Raw genomic sequence first — 20,337 nt, forward strand, 5'->3', positions numbered from 1 at the left:
GGTGTTGATACATGAAAAAAACAATAAAAGAACAAAAGACTATATTAATTATTCTTCTAAGTAATCTATTTATTCCGTTCCTTGGAATTGGTCTCATTGTGCCTGTTATGCCATCTTTTATGAGTATGATGAATTTATCAGGAGAAACGATGGGTTATCTTATGGCTGTCTTTGCGGTAGCGCAACTACTTATATCACCAATTGCAGGTCGCTGGGTTGACCTTTACGGTAGAAAAAAAATCATCATTATCGGTTTATTCCTTTTTGGAATTTCAGAACTGATCTTTGGTTTAGGTACGAATGTATCCATGCTTTATCTAGCAAGAATTTTAGGTGGAATTAGTGCAGCCTTTATTATGCCCGGTGTTACTGCATATGTTTCAGATATCACATCAGTTCAGGAACGTCCAAAAGTGATGGGATATGTTTCAGCCTCTATCAGTACTGGCTTTATTATCGGACCTGGGATAGGTGGTTTTATTGCAGAATATGGTGTACGCATGCCATTTTTCTTTGCAGCCGCTATTGCGTTACTAGCTTGCATTTCATCGATATTTATTTTAAAAGAGCCACTAACAAAAACACAGCTCGCAGAAATATCTGCTAACACTAAGCAAACAAGCTTTATTGGTGATTTAAAAAGATCGCTAAATCCCCGTTACTTTATTGCTTTTGTGATTGTTTTTGTACTCGCTTTTGGTTTATCAGCATATGAAACTGTTTTTAGTCTATTTACTGATCATAAATTCGGTTTCACTCCTCAGGACATTGCAACTATTATTACGATCAGTGGAATCTTCGGTGTGGTTGTACAAGTATTTATGTTTGGTAAATTAGTTGAAATACTTGGTGAAAAGAAATTGATTCAATTTTGTTTAATTGTAGGTGTAATATTTGCGGTAGCATCTACCTTCATCTCTAGCTATCTAGCAGTACTGGTAGTAACTTGCTTCATCTTCCTTGCATTTGACTTACTTCGTCCAGCATTAACGACATTTTTATCAAAATCTGCTGGAAATGAGCAAGGATTTGTTGCAGGAATGAATTCTACCTATACGAGCTTAGGGACTATCGTCGGCCCAACAATTGGCGGAGTATTATTTGATATAAACATAGATTACCCTTATCTTTTTGCTGCCATCATTATGATCATTGGCCTCGGTATCACAACAATATGGAGAGAAAAACAATTAGTAGAAAGTATAGCGGGATAATTAAACCAACCAAAAACTTATTTGGTTGGTTTTTTGTCCACTCAAAAAGGACAAGTAATATAAACACATTACTTGTTCTAAAAACTTTCTATTAGACTAGTACTAGCATTTGAAGAGATCCTTTTCCTAGGCTTTTACTCTTCTTTTTTATAGAAACGTTCTCCTGTATCAGGATTATAATAAACTCTTGTTTTCTCACCTGTAACTGGATCAAGATTTACCTCTTCTGTTCGCTCAAATCCTTTTGGAATGTCCACACCGTGATTCCGGTTAAACCGTTTATCATAGATAAAGTATCCAAGTAAAATGAAGATTAAAGCTGCTAAAGCTTCGATAGCAAAAATTATCACGATAATTTCTCAACAACAACTGCTGTTCCATATGCTACAATTTCACTCATGTTTTGGCCAATTTCACCTGAGTCATATCGCATCATGATAATCGCATTTGCATTCATTTCACTTGCGTTTTTGATCATTCGATCCAATGCTTCTTTCCTTGCGTCCTCTAGCATAGCTGTGTATTGTTTAATTTCTCCACCTACAAGGCTCTTTAAACCAGCTAGGATATCCCCACCTAGTCCTCTACTTCTTACAATTACCCCAAAAACAGGTCCTTTTACCTCAACAACTTTATAACCTTCAATTTTTTCTGTAGTTACCGCTAACATATTCATCCCCCTGACTTTACTTTTTAATTTTTAATTTCCCTCAAATTAAACTCTTAAAAATACTAACTATAAATATATATTACATTAAATAGTAAAGAATCCTTCTTTTTATGAACTATCCTGATATAAAAAAACTTCCTTTTCATTATTTACTTAAATGCTGGAATTACATACTTTCCAAATAACTCCATGGATGATAGTACTTTATGATGCTCTAATCCTCCAAAATTCAATACTGCCATCAAGTTCGTAACACCTATTTCTTGGTAGGATTGAATTTGTTTAATAACTTCATCAGGACTTCCGATTATTGGATTAAGATTCTTTTTAAGGACTTCATATGAAATATTTTTCCCACTCACTGTATTCATAAATAATTGATATGGACCTTTTGCATTTGCTTCCGCTTCTGCCAGTGTTTCACCAACATGAACATGGAAGGCAACAGGAATATCTAATTGTTCTGGATTACCATGACCAGCTTTCTGATATTCATTTTTATATGTCTCAATCAGTTTAGCTAACTCATCTTTTGATTTACCAAATCCAAGTGCCATGATATTACTCCCCATATTCGCTAGATGGGTTGCACCTTTTTCACTAGAGGTTGCAATCCAGTTAGGAGGAAATGGAGTTTGAATTGGTTGAACACTTAGCTTGATATCTTCATATTGAAAAAAGTTCCCTTGATGAGAAAAGTGCTTTCCTGACCATGCCTTACGTAACACTTCTAAAGACTCATTAAATCGTTGCGCTTTATCCTCTAATGAAATATGATAACCTTCAAATTCCTTCTGACTATATCCACTACCTAATCCCAAATCTAATCTCCCATTTGATAATAGATCTACAACCGCATAATCCTCAGCAATTCGTAAAGGATTATGTAGTGGAAGTACTGAGACACCTACCCCTAGTCGAATTCTATTTGTCCTTTGAGATAAAGCTGATAACAAAACTGCTGGGGAAGGACAAATCCCAAAATCTGCGAAATGATGCTCTGTAAACCAAACTCCATCAAAATTCATTTCTTCAGCCCGAACAGTTTGTTCCATTACCTCATCATAGAATTGTTTAGGCGTTCGAGATAATTGATTTGGATAGTTGTCAAATATCGTTAATGTACTAAATTTCATATAATCTCACTCCAAGAAAATTTATTTAACTGCTTTGCTTTACTTATAGACTACAAAAAATCATAATAATAACTTGGTTAAAAAATCTATTTTTCATACTCTACCAAAAAATTAGTGATTTCTAAATCATAATTCATTCCATAAACTTCTTTTATTGCTTTAATCTTTTCAAGACTCTCCTGATCAAAAACAGCTTTGTTTTCAAATGCACGCAGAACAATTATTTCAATAAGATTTCCTAGTGAAATATCATGATACTCTGCCATTGCTTTTAAAACTTTTACCATCCTTTTTTCCATCCTCATGCCAGTTTGCACGCGCTCAAGTTTAATATTTTTATCTTTCTCAGTAATTTGATCGTTTTGTTGTTTCATAAGATACCATCCTTTATATAGAAACTTTAAAATTGTTATCTTTATAACATTGTACCAATATAACATTACAACATTTTTATTTCAATTATTTTTACTATGAATTGAATAGTCAGACATCTTTGGAAACCTCACTATGGAAATTAAACTTACTAAAAATGTCATGTTAATATAAAATGTCTAATTGTTTCAGTTTTATAAAAGTAACTAGCTTTAAGGATTCCCAAAAACAAAAAAAACAGAAAAACCAACATTCTGGTTTCTCTGTTTCTCAATTTATACTTTATTCACCATTTATTTCTCTAGCTTAAATACTATACGATTTAAATATAATGCCAGAAGATTAATTCATATCACGAATTAAGTTATAAACATCAGGTGTACCAATACCTGAAGCCATATCATAACCAGCTGTTGCTGGATAGTACAAGTTAGTTCCAGTCGTTACGTCATGATACGCTGGATATAGTTGTGTCGTATTAAAAGCTTTATACAAGGTTGGATTCGCTTGACCAAGGTTAGCTTTGCCAGTCGCTGCCGCATATTGATTATTAAGTGCAGCAATTCCCGCCCATAATGGTGCAGCAGCTGATGTACCTCCAACTACAGTCCAAGAACCTTGGCTATAGATTGAGTAACCAGTGCTTGGATCAGCATCTGCGGATACATCCGGAACTTGACGTTTACCGTTCGAATAACTATTTTGTACACCAGGGCCTGACTGCCACGAAGGCATTGCATATACTTTAGATAAACCTCCGCCCCCGCCTGTTCTGTTTGTTTTGTTGCTCCAAATTGATTCAGAGCTATAAGTAGAATTGCTAAGAGTTAGGTGAGTACCTCCAACTCCAGTCACGTATGGATCATTTGCAGGACTGTCTACTTCTAATGTTCTACCGCCAGAATCGTAGGCACCATTGTCACCAGCCGCAGCAAAAATACTTTGTCCTTGTGCAGCAAATTGTTGGAAAATCGTATGCAAGCTATTCATAGTTGCACTTGAACTATGTTGCTCACCTATTCCCCAGCTTACGGAAATTGATTTTGCTGTATTATCCGTAGCGATTTTTTGATAAGTATCGATTAATCCTTGATCCGTATTTGGTCCCTCATATACGACCACTTGGGCTTTTGGAGCAATCGCATTGATTACTTCAATATCCAGTTCTACTTCTACTTCGCCGCTACCAGCAGCACCGCTATAACCATCAACATATATATTCGTTGGTGCAGGGCTTCCAAGGCCATAGTTATTGCTATAAGTAGTAATGTTCGAAGCTTTATAACCATCTAGCTCCATGACTGCTACGGTTTGACCAGCTCCCGTGTAGCCTGAACTTGCCAGTGGATTGATATCATAAGCACCTTTCAATTCAGCTGGTGTATATCCACCTGCAGGACCGCTACCCACATTTGGTGTAACAGCTGCAGGGTTAGTTAATGGTTTACTGATTCTTGGATGAGTATAATGTCCTTCATTATTCAAACCTTCAATATCAGTGATTACTCCAGAAAATTCTGCAGGGATGCTAGGTGCTGTGTCATTTGAATAGTAGACTTCGCCCTTTGCATTTTTATAATTATTAATTGTTATACCAAATGTATCTTCCATCTGACCAATTGTACCGCTAATGGTAACAAACGCATTATTCGGTGAAATATTTTGCACTTCAAAGCCTTTACTTGTTAAAAAGTTCTTAACGTTGTCTACTGTTTCATCAGTTGCTCCGTATTGGCTTTTGAATTCCTCAGGAGTTATATAATGCTTATAGTTCGGGGATGAAGGGTCGTTTAGACTAGCAATAAAATTGTCTAGTTTATCACTGTTTCTTAATTGAAGAGCAACCGTTAATGAAGCAACTGTATTACGACTTGTATGGCCAACTAAGGTGCCGTGCTTTGCAGCCATTGGATCCGCTTTAGTAAGTTGAACTTTGCTAGGCGACGCGGCAAAGCTTGAACCTCCAGACATATACACCGTCAAACTTATCAATGAAGCAACTGTTGGTACTAATAATTTTCTTTTAGCTTTTTTCATCCTTTTCCTCTCCCATTTCCCCAAACAAAAAATTCTTTCACCATTGTAGAATCTTATTACCGTTTGTGGCGGCCCGACTACCGCGGAACTGGTGCATGCTGACAGTTCTTAAGGCACGTAGCTTTGCGTACCATCTTTCCAATGATTTTACTTTTTTATTTGGTATAATTTTCTGAAAACTCAGTTTTCTACCAAATCTTACTAAGTGGATTTAAAGGCGTAAATATGCTTTTTGATTTATTACATTTGTGATATACATAGGGAAATAGACCTATAAGTGTTCTTTCAAAACTATCAATTTATTTGAAAGTAGTTGCTAGAATAATGTTTTTACTTCTAATCTAAATTTAATGAAACCTTTTTACATAAGATACAGAGTTGTATATTAAAATTTTTTAATTGATTGGTTCATCCGTCATTTCTGGTATTTTCTGAAAAATAATGAAAAGCCTGTATTTTTAATCACAGTGTAATTAAAAATACAGGCTTACTTATCAGGTTAAAAGATGATGTTTTTCTTTAATTTGATATTACGTTTTTTCCGTCTCTGCAAAGTAATTTTGTTCACTATCTGCAAAGTTAATCTCTTTGTTATACAAGGTGTTCAATAATGTAAAGATTTATCCTTCTAATATAAATCGACCTTTAAACTAAATAGAACGATTAAATTTTACCTAATCGTTCTCGAAATCAATGTTTTCAACTCACTCGATAGACTTTAAAGCTTTTCTCACTTTCTTTGCAAAAACTAATGGATCCTCAACAGCTTCAATGTTAACGTAAATTAAATTCGGATTATCGAAAAGCCACTCATTGTGTATCGATGAAACAATTATTCCATGTTTAACAATAGAAGCGACAAAATTCTCAACTTCTGTTTGTAAGAGTGCTACCCTACCTAGACACAATGCTTGTTTAGTCAAACTGTCTCTTGATTCAAATGAAAAAGATGAGGTTACACTGAAACGTTTTCCTAAAATTGTTGCATGTATTTCATTTCGAGTTATGGTTGCCACACATTTTCCACCAGCAAATCCCTCTTGTCCGCCGATTATTCTAGCAAACTCTTTACAAATTAATTCCTCATTAGACACCATCTATTCATCTCCCCCTAGTATTATTAGGATATGAATAGATGGATAGATTTGAAATGGATATGCATCTATTTTGGGATTAAAACGATGAATGCATGTGTTATTTTGCCACTACAAAAAAAGAAAAACCTAAAATGAACCTTCCCCCAGGTTTTTCTGCTTCTCTTTTTAAAATTGAAAAAACTAAATTTTTTTAACCCTAATCGGACTTACCATTAAGAAAGCAAGGATTAAGGTAATCCATGCATTGCTATATGAAAACATTCCCATACCAGCCAATGTTAATCCAGCAGCTGGAATAGGTAATCCTTTAAAATAGCCAATCGTTGGTTTAACACTAAACTTAGCTAATCTTAATGCCCCCATCGTAGGGAAAAGGATAAATGCCAAAGAAGTTAAAATTGATGGTGTTGCAATTGTATGAAATAGAAGTGCCGGAGCAACTCCGAAACTAACAATATCAGCTAAGGAATCTAATTCTACCCCAAATTCACTGTTCACTTTTAATTTTCTCGCAATCCTTCCGTCAAGAAGATCTAAAATAGCCGAAAGGAAAATAAAAATGGAGGCTGTATCTAAAAACCCACTCATATTAAAGGTAATTGAAAGAATACCGCATAATAAATTTCCGATCGTAAATAAATTGGGTATAGTTTTTACTATCTGACTGTACAAAGTAGCCCCCCTGACTATTCCAATCCTATTCATTTTTCGTAGTATTTTCTTTTTATTCTTCCTTTATTCTTAAAAAGAACTTCTATTATTGGATAAAAATTTCTCTACGGTTTTTTGAAGACTCAATGAATTAAACCAGTTCCTTGTATTTCAACATTTGATTTAATATTAAAACTAAGATTTGTATACATTTTGCTCCATGAAACCTCTTTTCTATCACCACTACCCCTAGACAAAAATCTCAATCCAAATCCAATAGGATCTATGTTTTGGTTCTTTATTTTAGTAAGCAAAACTTCAGTCTCAGCATTAATTTTATCTTCAACTTGTTTTCTAATTACTGCAATCTCATTATCTTTAATTTCTCCAATCCCATTTATTTTTTCTTCAATGATAGCTTTAATCTTAATAGTATAAAAAGCCCCAAGGGTTTTATTTTTAACGATAAGTTTGTATTTTGCTTTAGCTCTTTTTAAGTCAATTGCATATAAACCATTCTTATTTCTTACTTTTAGACTTCCATTATAAATACCAGTTGTTAATAGGCGAAAGGTTTCTGATTCTTTTGGGTTTAACTCCAATAGCATTTTATTTTTGTTAAAAAGAGCCATTTGATTTACTTTTATTTTCTTTTTAGTCGCTTCAATTATTGGCATGGCTATATTTATTCCATCTTCAGTTTCTCTTCTGTAGGCATCAAAAAGACATAAAGTATTTATGTAAGGTGATTCCATCTTACTGTATTCAAAAATTGAATTTAAGAAACTTCCCGCTACGTTTTCTTTTTGAGGTTTAAAATTAAGCACTTCAAGGATATTCGGTTTTGCAACACTAATATATGATGTCTTTTGAAAATCGGGTCTTCTTACAAAATATTCTAATATTGGTTGGATATCACTTTTGGCTATTTTTTCTCCAATTAATATTGTTTTATTATGTCCATATACTAATTCCTTATCTATTTGAGACTTCATTTGTCTAAGGCCATCGGTAATTGAATCTGTATTTGTTGAAAGAATGATAAAATTGGATTCCGGTGATTTTGGATCACCACTAGGAATTGCAACTTTTATCATAACATTATATTTTTTATCAGATTTCTCAGATTGATCAATACCTATTGACGTTACAAATGCTCTCTTGTCAATATCTTTAAAAGTGCAACCTGATAATAATAAAGTAACACCAGTGATAGAAAAACTTAATATTACGAGACCTGCTTTTTTTTTATTAGTACATACATCAATAAAATAACTAAGAAAAAATCTGAGATTGCACGAAAATTGAAAAATACAATAAAATATTTTATTAAATCTATTTCCCTTATAAGTTGTAGGAAGACTGTTGTTACACAAATGAAGAAGGAAATTAATAACCATTTAAACTTTCCTCCAAAATATATATTTAATGTTTTGAATAGTGCTAATGATGTATGCCAACTAAGTATTATATAAATTAAGGAAATGACAATATGAACAAAAAGAATAATATAACTAACTCTTTCAACAAATGAGTACTCAAATCGCATACTGTCTATTGTTGTTAGCCAAACAAAAATTGCTTTATGAACTCCTTTTAAGCCTAGATATCCGATAGGTATAAAATATAGACATAAGAGTATAAAAATACCCAGGAAAAATATTCCTATTATATAGCTCTTTCTTATAAAGTTAATATTAATTTGCTCATTAAAAATAATTAAATTTGAAAAACCAGTAAACAAAAATAGTGCAGAAGTAAATGCACTGAATTTTGGAAAATGGGAAATGTACTTAATTGATTGATAGATAGAATCTCCTAAAACAAAATGATCAGTTAAAAATCTAATTATTATAAATAAAAAAATGGGGATATGTAATAAAACCACTATTTCTGTAACATATAATAAAGATTCTGTTTTAAGTGATATTGCAAAAGTTATTAATAATAGAAATATAAAATAGGTTACAATTATAGGCGTATCAGGATTTATATATATATTAACAACATGAATCAGTGCAATAATAAATAAAGCACCGGTCAAATACCATAAAATAAAACTATAAATTACAAAACACTTTCTAAACCACTTGGGAACTAAATTTTTTAATATTTGATTAATATTTTGTTTTGGAAATTGAACAATTACTTTTTGTATTATATAAATAAAAAAACCACCTACTATAGCAGCTAAACACATACTCAAAATACTACCGTTTACACTATTCTTGTACAATATTTGAGGAACAAATGCTGTTACGCCTAAAACAGCATTTAAATAAAATAGATATGTAATATATCGCTTTCCTAGCAAACGGATACACCTCTTTATTCAATTATTATTAAAAAGTGTCAAATATGGCTTACCCAAACTTCTCAAATTACATAAATAACAAAGTATAGCCAATACACTTACTATGACACCCAACATCCCAAAGAGTGAGGCAAGAATAATAATTGGATATCTAACAACTCTAATCGCTTGATGCATAGCATTAATTGGAATTATAAAAAGAGATAAAGCTACGAGTGAAACTACAATAATCATTACATCTGCTACTAACCCTGCCTGTGAAGCTGTTTGCCCCAGTATTAATCCACCTACAGTTGTCGCTGATGAACTTATTGATTTAGGCAGTCTTATACTTGCTTCAGTTAAAAATTCTGCCATTAACATTAAAAAAAGAATTTCAATGTATGAAGGAAATGGCACTGATATTCTACTTCCGGCAATGAGTAATGCAAATTGTACTTGTAAAATTTCTGGAGAATAGGAGATGATAGCCACATAAATTGCGGGTAATAATAAAGTATTTAATAAAGCTATAAAACGGATAAAAACTAAAAATTTCGCAACTAAAGATAGCTCTACAGAATCATCCATAGATTTAAAAAAATCAAAAAAAGATGCAGGACCTATTAGTGCCCAAGGAGAACCTTCAACAAGCATAATAATTTTTCCAGATGATATGTTTTTTACAATTCGATCAGGACGCTCCGTTGTTAGAAAAAGTGGAAATAAGGTCCATTTTTTATTGATTAATAATTTCTGGAGCTGTCCACAAGATTGCAAAACCTCTACACTTAACCCTTTAATTTTGCCTTTGAGATTGTTATAAACTTTACTATCTATAAGATCCCTATCATATAAAAAAACTACTTTTGTCTTTGATAAATTACCTACAATATAATTTTCTACCTTTAAAGTGCTTTTTCTATATCGATTACGGATTAAATTTATTGATGTGTCAATTTTCTCATTTAAGCCATCCTTAGGACCTTGCAGCACATTTTCTTCAATAGATTCAGCTACAGCACTTGTACTGAAATTACTTACTGAAACAGAATAATTTTTTTCATCTAAATTTATAATAATGCTTCCATCCAGTATCTTCTCAACCATAATAGACTCTTCAGTAACAATTTCCCAGCCCTGTAAAGTTTCTAGGTAATTTTTATATATATTAAATTGTTCAAATTCATAAAAAGGCTTAATAATTAGTTTATTAATTTTATCCTCGTCACAAACTGAACTTAAATAGTAAAAAGTTATAATTTTTTCATACTTTCTCAGGCTACGATTTTGAAAATCACTATTATTTTGTAGAGTTCTAAACTCCATATGATCCACCTCATTATTAATTTGTCCTTATTCCTTTTTGATATTCAAAGTACATCCATAATTGACTATCAAAACATTTATGAATCTTATTGAGCTATATTGCCAGTTTGCATAATAAAAAGGACTGCTTTTTTTAACAGCCCTTTACTTCTTTTGCAATAGGTAGATATTTTCTTGCTTCCTCTAATGCTCCATCTAAAAATGGAATAGTAATATATTCAAATTCATTTGGAATAAATACCTTTCTATTGGAATCACGAATATACCTCAAATTCTTAGTATATTGACAAAAAAAAGCAGAAAAACCTTCCCCCAGGTTTTTCTGCTTCTCTTTTTAAAATTGACTAATACCATTAAGTGAGCCAGAATTAAGGTAATCCATGCATTGCTATATGAAAACATTCCCATACCAGTCAATTCTACTCCAGCAGCTGGTTATATTTATTTAGAGATGGTATCATTTTTTTTAGGAAATAATACTGTTAATATCATTCCGACAGCAATACCTGCAAAAGCTATCAAAGTGCAAATTCCCACCCCCATGCCTTCCCAGCCACCTATTCCAAAAATGCTATACAATAAAACAATGAAGCATATTGCAGAAATCGATAAAGAAACTATGCGAAAAGTTTTTTTACTGGCAAGAATATTTAAAAGATAAATAAAAAGCGCGATTATTACTATAATAACGATAATAAACAGCATTTAATTACCCCCTTAAAAAAATATAACTCTTACTATTTATTCTTTTTGTTTTTAAAACAGTCCTTTGTCTTGTTAAAAAAATTACTGTTCACATCAATCTCATTTTCCATTGTTATTACCTTAGTATTTATGACAAAAAAACAGAAAAACCGATACTCTGGCTTCTCTGCTTCTCACTGGTAATCAAACTTTATAATATTCTTCATATCCAACAACTCTACTTCGCAACCTTTTCCTTCTCCGCACTGAAAAAACTCTTCATCGCATAAAAGACATCGGATTTTTGTTTTAAAATATAATAGCGAAATTTCTCGTCATTTATGTTTTTATAGGCGGACATTAGTGTACTGTGCCTATTGTATTGGTACACCTGTTAATGATATAACCAATAAGGAATTTAGTAACAATGCCTATAATATAAATGGATTCCAATGATTTTCACTCTTTTTAAATTATACCAAACAGACTTTCATCACCGAACTTTTCATCCAAATTGACTTGATATTCAATTTTCACTTCATTAGGTAATGTATTGAGCTTAATTTTATTTCCTTCGTTTTTATGTTGAGATTCTTTAAAGATTATATTTTCTCGCTGTTCAATTTCATGTTCTTCTATTGTTGCTTCTTTTTTATTATTATAATATGTTTCATAATCATTTTGTAAAAGCCTTTTTAAGTGTGCACTCATATTCGTAAATGTACATAGATAATCATATAACTTTTTTTGATACGGATCTTCTAAATTTAGAGCGCAAGCTGGACGTACAATGATTTTTGATTTACTTACCATATACCTTCTCACCTACTTCGTACATTCCCCAAGCATTCGCAAATTCAGGATGAGCAATAAGTGTTTTACCTTTTTCATCCGTAAATCCAGGGCGAACAATATCAGCATTAATATAATACTTTTTCAGAATCGATATAATATCTTTTGTGCATCCGCCCCCAACAATGACATTATCGTTTTTATTCCACTTTTTAGACATATTAGAATAGATACCTCTTGCTAATGATTCAAGGTTAGCATCTTCATCGTCTAGCCGTGTTTCAGTTCCAAAGTTTAAAGTGGTTGATTGATCTTTAAGACAAACTCCATCTTTAAAAGTTAAACAGTTAACTGTACCACTACCTATATCAATATAACGAACTATCCCTTTCTTAATTGGATTGATAAAGAATAGTCCTGCTCCCTCTGCTAAAACTGAAACATTCTCTATAGTAAACGTTTTTGCTATTGGTCCATCTCCATAATCTACAGTTACTAAATGGGTACCTTTTAATGAACTTATAATTTCTTCTTTCTCCAAAGAATGAAACTTGTAAGGTTGGGCTACTACAATATTTAATCTATCGCTCTTTGCATAACGATAAACAGCTAACAAGACTCTTACTTTACCTTCATCATGATTCTTTGTGTTACCATAAACTCTTCCACTTCCATATTCTCCTTCCATGTCAGCGATATTTCCAGCTACTCCATAAAGGATATCTCCCTGCATTGTTTCTATCCTAAATCTCATATCATCAGGACCATACCTTTGATCAAGTTGACGACCATCATATAGCAATACTGCTGAACAAAACTTTTCTAAGTTAAATCCAAATCGGACTTTTACATTGTAGTTACCTGCATCAATTGCCATTAGCTCAGTTTTATTTGATAAAACATTAAGTGGTTTTTTCTTTACCTTAGAAATCAAATTGACCGAAGTATTCATACCAATCTGTCCTCCCATTCAACTAGTATATAATCAACGATATCCTTGGCCATTCCTTTTCCATCAGATTGAACTTTTCTAATGTAATCGCACATTAAAGAAGCTATGACAACCTCAACTGTATACCCATGTTTTTTGTAAATGTAATTCATATCATCAAGTAAAACTTCTAAACGTAATACGACATTATAATCAAAACTAACTGTTATTGGCCTAAAATCATTTTTGTGATTACCAGAAATTATTAGGTGCTTTTTTTCTTTTTCGTTAGGAAAAGATGTAATTATATATCGATTGATTTCTTGTAATCGACTATATACATCTTTTGGATCACTTTGTTCTCTCATCCACTTAATAAAATTTGAAACAAGAATTTCAAATAAATCACTCAATTCATACTCCCAGTACTCATTCATTTCAGTTACATCCTCACAAAATGCTCTAGCACGTTGAAGGACTTTATGAGGAATATCTAAAGTTAAATATTGTTTATTTTTATAGTACTTCGCATATTGTTTTTGTTCCCTCCGAGTGCCGTTACGTAATTCTTCAATTTCTAGTAAATTTAAAGCACTATACATTAGATCACCCCTAGTACATATCCATACTGAAACATTCTATGTGTAGCTTCTCTTATACTGCATCTCCATTCTGCAGCACGTCTTACTATTTTTTGATAAAGTATGGGATTTACACAAACATGAACCATGTATGCAGTTTTTATATAATCTACTTTTGGATAGTCATGTAAACGATTGGTTATTGTTTCAAGTACATTCGTGCAATATTTAGTTAAACTTACTTTTTGTTTTCTAGAACATTCTCTTAAATAAAAGTCTTCTTCTTCAGTAACGTAAAACTTTATATCTACTAAACAATCAATATGTTTTTTCGATTTCACTTTATGTTCATAACTTCTTTTTATATTTGAGATTGGATTTAAGTACTTCTCCACCACTTCCTTACCCCTTTCGTATTTTGTAATTTTTACATGGTCGGTCGGTCAGTTGGTCAAAATTCACCTCTCCCCCATTAAATGGTTATGAACTAATTACTAACTACCTCATATCTAGTTCACAACTCTATTTTTGTTATGAACTAGTTACTAACCACCCTCAACACTAATTTATTTAAGTTAATAACCTTTTATTACTTTTTTTAAAATTTATTAAAAAGAAGGATTTTTAATGAGATTGTAGAATGTTTAATTCTGAGGTGAATAAAATGAAACTACGTTGCAAACTTAAGTCTATATTTGCAGACAGAGGAATTAGGCAAAAAGAATTTGCACCTAAAATTGGACTAAGTGAATCAGGATTAAGTGATCTTGTTCGAAATATTAGTATCCCTAAATTAGATACAGCTTTGCTAATTGCGAACGAATTGGATATGGATGTTAAAGAAATTTGGGTTGAAATAGATGATATCAGTTAAAGAAATGAGGGGATTAAAATGAAATTAGGTATGAGGAAACCAAGTATAAGAAAACGTATTTCAGCTAGAACTAGTATAAAAAGACAGGTTATTCATCGTATGGGATTAAAAATGCCAAGAGGGTATGGTTGGATGAGAAATCCTAAAAAATACGCATATAATAAAGTTTATAATCGAACTACATTTGACATATTTAAGTTGATTAAGAAAATGTTCCGTTAGAATTTGAAAGGACAAAAGTATGTTACCACTTAAAAACTACTATGAACGTTTCATCAAGGATGATGTTATCGGCAGAAAACGAGAGGTTGTACTAGATCGCCTTAATCATTTACTTGCTTGTGCTGTAATCAGCAAGAACACTAGAGATGTCGTTCATATCAGATACTTTACATGTACCATAAATGATGAACCTACAGATATTTATTTAGGCACCATTGCCATAAGATTTGAAAATGGTTATGTAGTTGAAACTGCTATTTCTGTTCCAGAAAATAAAAAAAGCCCTAATAAGAAATAATTAGGGCTTAATAACCTATAATTCAATTACTGAATCTTGATTTACGATTACAATAGATTTATTAACGGTACTACAGAATTTATTAATAGCAATTAAATTAAAATTGTTCTTAAAAGTAACGGCATCTAATTCACCATTAGAATTTAAATAGTTTAAAATTAAATAGGTATTTGATGGACCTTTTTTAGTTTTTGTACCGACCCCACTCATACCACCAACGATCGTTCCAAGTCCAGGTACAATTAAAGAACCAATAAGTGCTCTACCTACAACACTTTTATTCTTCTCAATCAGTTCTTTTTCAGTTTTAACAACAGCAGCTCTTAATTTTTCTAATTTAATTTCAAACTTCATTTTCTTAAACTGGGATTCGATGAGAATGCGATCCTTAAAAGTGTATAATTCACAAGGTTCATTGTTGCTTATTCCCAATCCTTCAATATGCAACGCGGTAACTACACTTTCTGCTCCGAGTTGTTTTCCTTTTTCATTTATTTGCTTCTGTTTTTTAAACCCTAAATAAGCCATATAAAATGCTCCTACGGCAATACATAAAAACAGAATAAATAATACAAACTCCACCTATAACACCTCCTTTTATAAGAAAATTATAATAAATCACTCTAATTATATATATAAAATCATTAAATAGCCATATTGCATAAACTTCTACTCATTTTATCGTTCACAGATTATACATTTTTTTTAATAGGTTGAGAAGTTTAATTATCGAAATTTTAAAAAGAGGTGATTAAGAATGAAATGTAATTTAAAAAGAATTTTACTTGAGGAAAATATAAACAAAGAAAAGTTTTTAGAAGAACTTGAACGGTCGCGGATAAATAGTTTTCGACGAAGGAAATTTTTGAAATCACATATTGCTAGAATTCTTAATAACGGTCAATTATCACTAGAAGATGCCTTAATTATTAGTAAATCTTTAAATAAAACTGTAGATGAAATTTGGTATATAGAGGAATTTGATTTTAAAAAAGCCCCTACCAAAAGGTAAGGGCAAATCACTTAAAACATTTTACCCCAAGTTAACTTACCAACAACAGAATCAGGCACTAAACCGTTTTTTGTTTGAAAAGATTTTACAGCTTTAACTGTATTCGAATCAAAAATACCTGTTTCATTAATCCCCAACCGTCTTTGTAGTAACTTAACTAATCCACCTTTATCTCCACTTTTAACAATTCCTGGATACTCAGGCTTGTCCGTTTTTACATCAATTTCATTTGGCCTTAATAACGCTCCAATAGATTTTTTAAAGTCTTCAAATAACTTACCGTTATTAACAAATGGCGAAGGACAATCTTTATGAGTAACATCGTAGTGACGTACAATGTCATTTTCTGTTAACTTATACATTTTACATAGTTCAACAAACACATCTACTGTACGGTTAATAGTCGCTTGCGAAATAGTTCCATCTTTTTGTACACACATTTCTACACCTATTGATTTAAGATTCGCATTAGGTGCAATTTCTGGAACTCCACGATATGGAACCCCATTTACCATTTCATTATTTCCATTTGCATGATAAGCAACTTCATTTAATGGGACAATACAAACTGCTTCATTATCGTCTACAAAGATATGAGCTGATGCAGCACGTTGTTCATGAATACATGTACCGTTAAAATACTTTTGGTGATTAGCTGCACTTGATCCAGGATTGGCGGTCCAATGAAGTACAATTTTTTTTACTGAATTTAATAATGTACCTGGTCTAGTATATTTGTTTTTTTGTACGAAATCATTTCTCCAATTACTCATTAGTATCATTATCCCCTTTTACAAAAATTTTTAATTTATCCATAATGATTCCTGGAAGATTAACATCAATTAGTTTTAAATTTTCGTCGATGCTCCCACCTTCTTTATAAATGAATAATCCTAAAGTAAAACCCGTTAAATAAAAGTTGAGACCTAAAAATAAATCGATGGCTAGTACAAATATAATGCCAACTAGCTCTCCTATCCAACGAATAATACCATCCCGCATTACCCTTGATTTATATTGTGAAACACCTTTCCATGTTTTTAATAAACCAGTGATAAAATCTAGTAATTTAAAAAGGAAATATAAGATAAACTCTCCTTGAATTAAGCTTGGTAACAACGAAATTAAATTAATTCCCATATACAACCTTCTTTCAATTAAAATAGCCACGCTTTTAAACGTGGCCTTGTTTTAGATATAAAAAATACACCTATGAGTCAGTGGTGTTTAAGGTAATTGTTTAATTTTGCTAGTATCTGAATCTATTAGCCATTTAAACCCATCAGATTCCCATGCTCTGCATCGATCCCCGTGATTAACAGATAACAAACAAGTTCGCTCTCTTCCTTTTGGAATACTGCCATTGTCAACAAAGCACTTTTGAGAGCAGCTGCAGTTCATTACAATTCCTTCTGCAGTCTGTCTAACTACTCCATCAATAGCCATAATTGTACCTCCTAGATGTTGCACATAATTGTCCTAAGTTGCAATTTAAAAAGAGTAATCAAATGATATGATTACTCTTAATTCTCATAATTATTTAACCAAGTTACATTCCAAAAAAGTATCATTCCATCTCTTTCGGGACTATAATCGACTACTTTAACATCGAATCCTTTAATACCATTACTATCTCTAATATCAAGACTATGATACTCGCAAACTCTACCATGTTTATTTACTATAGTTAAGCTGACAAAATTTTGTTTATTAAAATTTAATAATCCATAGACTTGCACTAAATTTCCGTGAGCACTTGACACTGATGTAGAACCATTGGCATAGAGGAACTCCTTATTTTCATCAATGATATTTTGTATTCTCCCATTAACCTTTTCGATTCCTTTTTCTACGCCCATGCTAACTGCATTCTTTACTAGAAAATACAGTGCAACTAATAGTACCGTAACAATAATTGTCAATACCATATAAAACCATGTGATATTATTGTTAATATTTTGTTGAAAACTAGTCATATTATCTTTCAAAGAATCAAATTTTAATTGTAACTCATTTATTTTTCCTAATATGTCCTCTGTCTTCATGATTTCCCCTTCCTCGTAGGTTGTTACAAGGAAAGTATATCATTTTCAGAAGATAATAAAAAGTTGGACTAATGCCAATGACAATGAAAATTCCAAACATTATGGGTAAAAAAGGAGGGTGGTTGATAGCCCATTCCATAAACGACATTGATTAATCCCCTTTCTCAAACATAAAAAATAACACTTTTTCAGTGTTTACTTTATGCTTTATTCTTAAACTTTATTAGTATTATTTTGTCCTAAGTTGTCACATAGGTATCCCTCTATCCTTTTCAATCGACTTAACGCAATGATCTTTCTCGAATAAATTTAAAAACTTACAAATAATATTACAAAATGGACAATCATGCTTAGCAAGATGTTTCCCCATTCTAGATGACATTGTTTCGTCTGGATTTCCACCTAAGACAGTATTGAAGAATTGGTCAATCGAAATTAAGATATTCCAAATGTACCGTTTCATTTTTCTCACCACAAGATAGTTTCTACTTGTTCTTTTGTTTTACAGGCATTTACTTGTTGTCGTAGTTGTTCGTAATGGAATAATTTTTGTTCCTTTGCTGTCAAAGCTTCGTTATAAATCGATAACCAATCGGATCTAGTGTGTTCAATATAGCCGACATCTTCAGTCTTCCACATTACAGTTTTGATTGAAGTATCACTCATAAGTTGGTTGTATTTCCCTAAAAAGTTAAGCTGGTCATCATTATTGGTTCTATAAGTATGGTTGTTTAATTTAGACACAAATCCATTATAAATATCTTCTTGACATTTCTTTTTCAATTCTTCTATTTTAAAAGTTTTGTATTGTTCAAGATTAAATGACGGATCATGATTAAACTCAATTTCTTTTGTTGTTGGATTCACTCTGTAACTAGTACATTCGGCAAATTCTTTTGAGAACTCTCCATATTCAAATTGAATATAATCAAAAGTTTCTCTGTTTCTTTCAGATAACACTTTAAAAACCTCTATATCCTGCTCAACAGTTGTTTCAATAACAGAACCTTGCATTTCACCTTTATCTAAGATGACGTTTCCAGTGGCTATATCGAAAAAAATTCTACGTCCGATTTGCATAATACCCCTCCTTTATTCAATTGCTAACCATGTATAAGTGGCTACACTAGCTACTGGAATAGTAAAACTTCCATTAACAACACTGGCAGGAGATACATCTCCTTTGTAGTTAACATTATTCTGTGCCCCGAACATACCACCATTAAAAGCTGTTACTTTAACTGTTTTTGGATAAAAAGAATCACTAATTTCTGAATATATGGATATATCTCCGTATTGTGAATCTACTGCTATAATTATACTTGGTTTAAATGTTAAACCACTTACAGTCAGTTTAGTAGATCCCAAAGTAGAGGTAGAGCTTGCGTATTGAAAATTTCCAGATCCTCCACTTCCCATTGCTCCAGTAGCCCATCTTTTTCCAGATATGGCACTTCCTGCTATACCAAAAATACTAACTCCGCTTAATATGTTTGCTGCAGTTAAGTTGACATCTCCAGCAACTATGCCACTTCCGTTATGGTATCCGGTAGGAATTGCTTTTGCAGTTGTTCCTGGTGTTATACCAACTGCTCCGTTATTCGGCATTGTACCAACAATATCTCCAGCATCCGTACTTGCGGTTTTACCAGAGAGAAGGTCGGATGCTATTGCGTTACCTGACGCTCCTTCACCCTGTACAATAAAAGCCCCTATACCACCATCAGCAGACGGATTATAACGTACTGTATAAACTCCATTTGCTTTAAGGTTAGATACTTGAGTACCGTTTGCTTTAAGTATTTTCTTAGCACCTAAACTATTAACATTTAATGTGGATGCCCCAGTTGAGTCAATGTTAATCGTCATAACTACTCCCATATTGCTTACATAAGAAGCAGGAGCAGGGTTTAGAGATATTGAATATGCATTAGTAGAATTGGTTGTCGTGCCAACTCCAGGATGCTTTACATAATCAGCCAAATGTGCACCAACTGAAGTGTCAATTTGATCTAAAATATTATTAAAATTTGCTCTGTTAAAGTTTTCTGTACCTAATGGTTTAGGTATCCCTAAATTGGGTGTATTTGTTGGCATAT

Annotated in this window: 28 protein-coding genes, 1 pseudogene and 1 riboswitch; of the genes and pseudogenes, 5 read left to right on the plus strand and 24 right to left on the minus strand. The window is 32.2% G+C overall.

Features of this window, described 5'->3' with window-relative positions; all coding sequences use genetic code 11:
• Nucleotides 1-11 precede the first annotated feature (11 nt).
• A complete protein-coding gene (locus J5Y03_RS09895; protein ID WP_209405109.1) occupies nt 12-1,214 on the plus strand; it encodes an MFS transporter in 1,203 nt (400 codons plus the stop codon).
• A 134-nt stretch (nt 1,215-1,348) separates the two neighbouring features.
• Here the strand turns inward: J5Y03_RS09895 and J5Y03_RS09900 are convergent, their stop codons facing one another.
• The 16 genes and pseudogenes from J5Y03_RS09900 to J5Y03_RS09975 form a co-directional block, all read right to left on the minus strand.
• Nucleotides 1,349-1,564: a hypothetical protein gene (locus J5Y03_RS09900; protein ID WP_245208840.1), complete on the minus strand. Its 216-nt coding sequence runs from the start codon at nt 1,562-1,564 to the stop codon at nt 1,349-1,351.
• Complete coding sequence (locus J5Y03_RS09905; protein ID WP_209405110.1) at nt 1,561-1,884, minus strand: YbjQ family protein; 324 nt, start codon at nt 1,882-1,884, stop codon at nt 1,561-1,563. Before J5Y03_RS09905 ends, J5Y03_RS09900 begins: the two co-directional genes overlap by 4 nt.
• Nucleotides 1,885-2,033: 149 nt before the next feature.
• Nucleotides 2,034-3,020, minus strand: coding sequence for an LLM class flavin-dependent oxidoreductase (locus tag J5Y03_RS09910; protein WP_209405112.1), 987 nt, complete (start codon nt 3,018-3,020; stop codon nt 2,034-2,036).
• A gap of 86 nt (nt 3,021-3,106) precedes the next feature.
• Nucleotides 3,107-3,394: a hypothetical protein gene (locus J5Y03_RS09915; RefSeq protein ID WP_209405114.1), complete on the minus strand. Its 288-nt coding sequence runs from the start codon at nt 3,392-3,394 to the stop codon at nt 3,107-3,109.
• A gap of 340 nt (nt 3,395-3,734) precedes the next feature.
• Complete coding sequence (locus tag J5Y03_RS09920; RefSeq protein WP_209405116.1) at nt 3,735-5,429, minus strand: S53 family peptidase; 1,695 nt, start codon at nt 5,427-5,429, stop codon at nt 3,735-3,737.
• Between the two features lie 64 nt (nt 5,430-5,493).
• Nucleotides 5,494-5,591, minus strand: a riboswitch (cyclic di-GMP riboswitch).
• A gap of 542 nt (nt 5,592-6,133) precedes the next feature.
• Nucleotides 6,134-6,526: a DUF1259 domain-containing protein gene (locus J5Y03_RS09925; RefSeq protein ID WP_209405118.1), complete on the minus strand. Its 393-nt coding sequence runs from the start codon at nt 6,524-6,526 to the stop codon at nt 6,134-6,136.
• 180 nt (nt 6,527-6,706) lie between these two features.
• The gene (gene pssA / locus J5Y03_RS09930; RefSeq protein ID WP_209405120.1) at nt 6,707-7,198 is read right to left on the minus strand and encodes a CDP-diacylglycerol--serine O-phosphatidyltransferase; all 492 of its coding nucleotides are present in this window, start codon (nt 7,196-7,198) and stop codon (nt 6,707-6,709) included.
• Between the two features lie 122 nt (nt 7,199-7,320).
• Nucleotides 7,321-8,502 carry a Ger(x)C family spore germination protein gene (locus J5Y03_RS09935; protein ID WP_322099572.1) on the minus strand — a complete coding sequence of 394 codons (1,182 nt, stop codon included), beginning with the start codon at nt 8,500-8,502 and terminating at the stop codon, nt 7,321-7,323.
• The gene (locus tag J5Y03_RS19830; protein WP_322099571.1) at nt 8,406-9,491 is read right to left on the minus strand and encodes a GerAB/ArcD/ProY family transporter; all 1,086 of its coding nucleotides are present in this window, start codon (nt 9,489-9,491) and stop codon (nt 8,406-8,408) included. Before J5Y03_RS19830 ends, J5Y03_RS09935 begins: the two co-directional genes overlap by 97 nt.
• Before the next feature lie 18 nt (nt 9,492-9,509).
• Entirely contained in the window at nt 9,510-10,799 is a 1,290-nt protein-coding gene (locus J5Y03_RS09940; protein ID WP_209405124.1) for a spore germination protein, read from the minus strand.
• A gap of 441 nt (nt 10,800-11,240) precedes the next feature.
• On the minus strand, nt 11,241-11,504 hold the full coding sequence (locus J5Y03_RS09950; RefSeq protein WP_209405126.1) for a YesK family protein: 264 nt from the start codon (nt 11,502-11,504) through the stop codon (nt 11,241-11,243).
• 217 nt (nt 11,505-11,721) lie between these two features.
• Nucleotides 11,722-11,877 (minus strand): annotated as a pseudogene (locus tag J5Y03_RS09955) (sporulation protein YhbH); the annotation flags it as partial.
• A gap of 74 nt (nt 11,878-11,951) precedes the next feature.
• On the minus strand, nt 11,952-12,296 hold the full coding sequence (locus tag J5Y03_RS09960; RefSeq protein ID WP_209405128.1) for a hypothetical protein: 345 nt from the start codon (nt 12,294-12,296) through the stop codon (nt 11,952-11,954).
• Nucleotides 12,286-13,227 (minus strand): ParM/StbA family protein, encoded by a 942-nt coding sequence (locus tag J5Y03_RS09965; RefSeq protein WP_209405130.1) that lies wholly within the window; start codon nt 13,225-13,227, stop codon nt 12,286-12,288. Before J5Y03_RS09965 ends, J5Y03_RS09960 begins: the two co-directional genes overlap by 11 nt.
• Entirely contained in the window at nt 13,224-13,808 is a 585-nt protein-coding gene (locus tag J5Y03_RS09970) for a hypothetical protein (protein WP_209405132.1), read from the minus strand. The genes J5Y03_RS09965 and J5Y03_RS09970 overlap by 4 nt, the downstream gene beginning before the upstream one ends.
• Nucleotides 13,808-14,182 carry a hypothetical protein gene (locus J5Y03_RS09975; protein ID WP_209405134.1) on the minus strand — a complete coding sequence of 125 codons (375 nt, stop codon included), beginning with the start codon at nt 14,180-14,182 and terminating at the stop codon, nt 13,808-13,810. The genes J5Y03_RS09970 and J5Y03_RS09975 overlap by 1 nt, the downstream gene beginning before the upstream one ends.
• A gap of 269 nt (nt 14,183-14,451) precedes the next feature.
• Here J5Y03_RS09975 and J5Y03_RS09980 point away from each other — a divergent pair, with 269 nt between their 5' ends.
• The 3 genes from J5Y03_RS09980 to J5Y03_RS09990 are packed head-to-tail and all read left to right on the plus strand — an operon-like array spanning nt 14,452 to nt 15,181.
• Nucleotides 14,452-14,661 (plus strand): helix-turn-helix transcriptional regulator, encoded by a 210-nt coding sequence (locus tag J5Y03_RS09980; protein ID WP_209405136.1) that lies wholly within the window; start codon nt 14,452-14,454, stop codon nt 14,659-14,661.
• Between the two features lie 18 nt (nt 14,662-14,679).
• A complete protein-coding gene (locus tag J5Y03_RS09985) occupies nt 14,680-14,883 on the plus strand; it encodes a hypothetical protein (protein ID WP_209405138.1) in 204 nt (67 codons plus the stop codon).
• Nucleotides 14,884-14,902: 19 nt separating this feature from the next.
• Complete coding sequence (locus tag J5Y03_RS09990; RefSeq protein ID WP_209405140.1) at nt 14,903-15,181, plus strand: hypothetical protein; 279 nt, start codon at nt 14,903-14,905, stop codon at nt 15,179-15,181.
• 15 nt (nt 15,182-15,196) lie between these two features.
• Here J5Y03_RS09990 and J5Y03_RS09995 read toward each other — a convergent pair whose 3' ends face one another.
• Nucleotides 15,197-15,763: a hypothetical protein gene (locus J5Y03_RS09995; protein WP_209405143.1), complete on the minus strand. Its 567-nt coding sequence runs from the start codon at nt 15,761-15,763 to the stop codon at nt 15,197-15,199.
• A gap of 175 nt (nt 15,764-15,938) precedes the next feature.
• On the opposite strand from J5Y03_RS09995, the gene J5Y03_RS10000 reads away from it, so the two are divergent.
• Nucleotides 15,939-16,193, plus strand: a complete 255-nt coding sequence (locus tag J5Y03_RS10000) for a hypothetical protein (RefSeq protein ID WP_209405145.1) — start codon at nt 15,939-15,941, stop codon at nt 16,191-16,193.
• A gap of 11 nt (nt 16,194-16,204) precedes the next feature.
• On the opposite strand, the gene J5Y03_RS10005 is transcribed toward J5Y03_RS10000, so the two are convergent.
• The 7 genes from J5Y03_RS10005 to J5Y03_RS10035 form a co-directional block, all read right to left on the minus strand.
• Nucleotides 16,205-16,966 carry a peptidoglycan recognition protein family protein gene (locus tag J5Y03_RS10005; RefSeq protein WP_209405147.1) on the minus strand — a complete coding sequence of 254 codons (762 nt, stop codon included), beginning with the start codon at nt 16,964-16,966 and terminating at the stop codon, nt 16,205-16,207.
• Complete coding sequence (locus J5Y03_RS10010) at nt 16,959-17,333, minus strand: phage holin family protein (protein WP_209405149.1); 375 nt, start codon at nt 17,331-17,333, stop codon at nt 16,959-16,961. The genes J5Y03_RS10005 and J5Y03_RS10010 overlap by 8 nt, the downstream gene beginning before the upstream one ends.
• An 87-nt stretch (nt 17,334-17,420) precedes the next feature.
• Nucleotides 17,421-17,639 carry a hypothetical protein gene (locus J5Y03_RS10015; RefSeq protein WP_209405151.1) on the minus strand — a complete coding sequence of 73 codons (219 nt, stop codon included), beginning with the start codon at nt 17,637-17,639 and terminating at the stop codon, nt 17,421-17,423.
• Between the two features lie 77 nt (nt 17,640-17,716).
• Nucleotides 17,717-18,238, minus strand: a complete 522-nt coding sequence (locus J5Y03_RS10020; protein WP_209405153.1) for a hypothetical protein — start codon at nt 18,236-18,238, stop codon at nt 17,717-17,719.
• A gap of 247 nt (nt 18,239-18,485) precedes the next feature.
• On the minus strand, nt 18,486-18,701 hold the full coding sequence (locus tag J5Y03_RS10025) for a hypothetical protein (RefSeq protein WP_209405155.1): 216 nt from the start codon (nt 18,699-18,701) through the stop codon (nt 18,486-18,488).
• A gap of 5 nt (nt 18,702-18,706) precedes the next feature.
• Nucleotides 18,707-19,318 carry a DUF4376 domain-containing protein gene (locus tag J5Y03_RS10030; protein ID WP_209405157.1) on the minus strand — a complete coding sequence of 204 codons (612 nt, stop codon included), beginning with the start codon at nt 19,316-19,318 and terminating at the stop codon, nt 18,707-18,709.
• 12 nt (nt 19,319-19,330) lie between these two features.
• Entirely contained in the window at nt 19,331-20,335 is a 1,005-nt protein-coding gene (locus J5Y03_RS10035) for a hypothetical protein (protein WP_209405159.1), read from the minus strand.
• Nucleotides 20,336-20,337 lie beyond the last annotated feature (2 nt).

This window comes from Gottfriedia endophytica (assembly GCF_017814275.1).
GTDB classification, from domain to species: Bacteria; Bacillota; Bacilli; order Bacillales; family Bacillaceae_G; genus Gottfriedia; species Gottfriedia endophytica.

Bases quoted from the DNA above. Each gene is read 5' to 3' on its own strand.
- J5Y03_RS09895 (WP_209405109.1), top strand. From the start codon at position 12: ATGAAAAAAACAATAAAAGAACAAAAGACTATATTAATTATTCTTCTA.
- J5Y03_RS09905 (WP_209405110.1), bottom strand. From the start codon at position 1,884: ATGTTAGCGGTAACTACAGAAAAAATTGAAGGTTATAAAGTTGTTGAG.
- J5Y03_RS09910 (WP_209405112.1), bottom strand. From the start codon at position 3,020: ATGAAATTTAGTACATTAACGATATTTGACAACTATCCAAATCAATTA.
- J5Y03_RS09915 (WP_209405114.1), bottom strand. From the start codon at position 3,394: ATGAAACAACAAAACGATCAAATTACTGAGAAAGATAAAAATATTAAA.
- J5Y03_RS09920 (WP_209405116.1), bottom strand. From the start codon at position 5,429: ATGAAAAAAGCTAAAAGAAAATTATTAGTACCAACAGTTGCTTCATTG.
- J5Y03_RS09925 (WP_209405118.1), bottom strand. From the start codon at position 6,526: ATGGTGTCTAATGAGGAATTAATTTGTAAAGAGTTTGCTAGAATAATC.
- J5Y03_RS09940 (WP_209405124.1), bottom strand. From the start codon at position 10,799: ATGGAGTTTAGAACTCTACAAAATAATAGTGATTTTCAAAATCGTAGC.
- J5Y03_RS09950 (WP_209405126.1), bottom strand. From the start codon at position 11,504: ATGCTGTTTATTATCGTTATTATAGTAATAATCGCGCTTTTTATTTAT.
- J5Y03_RS09960 (WP_209405128.1), bottom strand. From the start codon at position 12,296: ATGGTAAGTAAATCAAAAATCATTGTACGTCCAGCTTGCGCTCTAAAT.
- J5Y03_RS09965 (WP_209405130.1), bottom strand. From the start codon at position 13,227: ATGAATACTTCGGTCAATTTGATTTCTAAGGTAAAGAAAAAACCACTT.
- J5Y03_RS09970 (WP_209405132.1), bottom strand. From the start codon at position 13,808: ATGTATAGTGCTTTAAATTTACTAGAAATTGAAGAATTACGTAACGGC.
- J5Y03_RS09980 (WP_209405136.1), top strand. From the start codon at position 14,452: ATGAAACTACGTTGCAAACTTAAGTCTATATTTGCAGACAGAGGAATT.
- J5Y03_RS09985 (WP_209405138.1), top strand. From the start codon at position 14,680: ATGAAATTAGGTATGAGGAAACCAAGTATAAGAAAACGTATTTCAGCT.
- J5Y03_RS09990 (WP_209405140.1), top strand. From the start codon at position 14,903: ATGTTACCACTTAAAAACTACTATGAACGTTTCATCAAGGATGATGTT.
- J5Y03_RS10000 (WP_209405145.1), top strand. From the start codon at position 15,939: ATGAAATGTAATTTAAAAAGAATTTTACTTGAGGAAAATATAAACAAA.
- J5Y03_RS10005 (WP_209405147.1), bottom strand. From the start codon at position 16,966: ATGAGTAATTGGAGAAATGATTTCGTACAAAAAAACAAATATACTAGA.
- J5Y03_RS10010 (WP_209405149.1), bottom strand. From the start codon at position 17,333: ATGGGAATTAATTTAATTTCGTTGTTACCAAGCTTAATTCAAGGAGAG.
- J5Y03_RS10015 (WP_209405151.1), bottom strand. From the start codon at position 17,639: ATGGCTATTGATGGAGTAGTTAGACAGACTGCAGAAGGAATTGTAATG.
- J5Y03_RS10020 (WP_209405153.1), bottom strand. From the start codon at position 18,238: ATGAAGACAGAGGACATATTAGGAAAAATAAATGAGTTACAATTAAAA.
- J5Y03_RS10025 (WP_209405155.1), bottom strand. From the start codon at position 18,701: ATGAAACGGTACATTTGGAATATCTTAATTTCGATTGACCAATTCTTC.
- J5Y03_RS10030 (WP_209405157.1), bottom strand. From the start codon at position 19,318: ATGCAAATCGGACGTAGAATTTTTTTCGATATAGCCACTGGAAACGTC.
- J5Y03_RS10035 (WP_209405159.1), bottom strand. From the start codon at position 20,335: ATGCCAACAAATACACCCAATTTAGGGATACCTAAACCATTAGGTACA.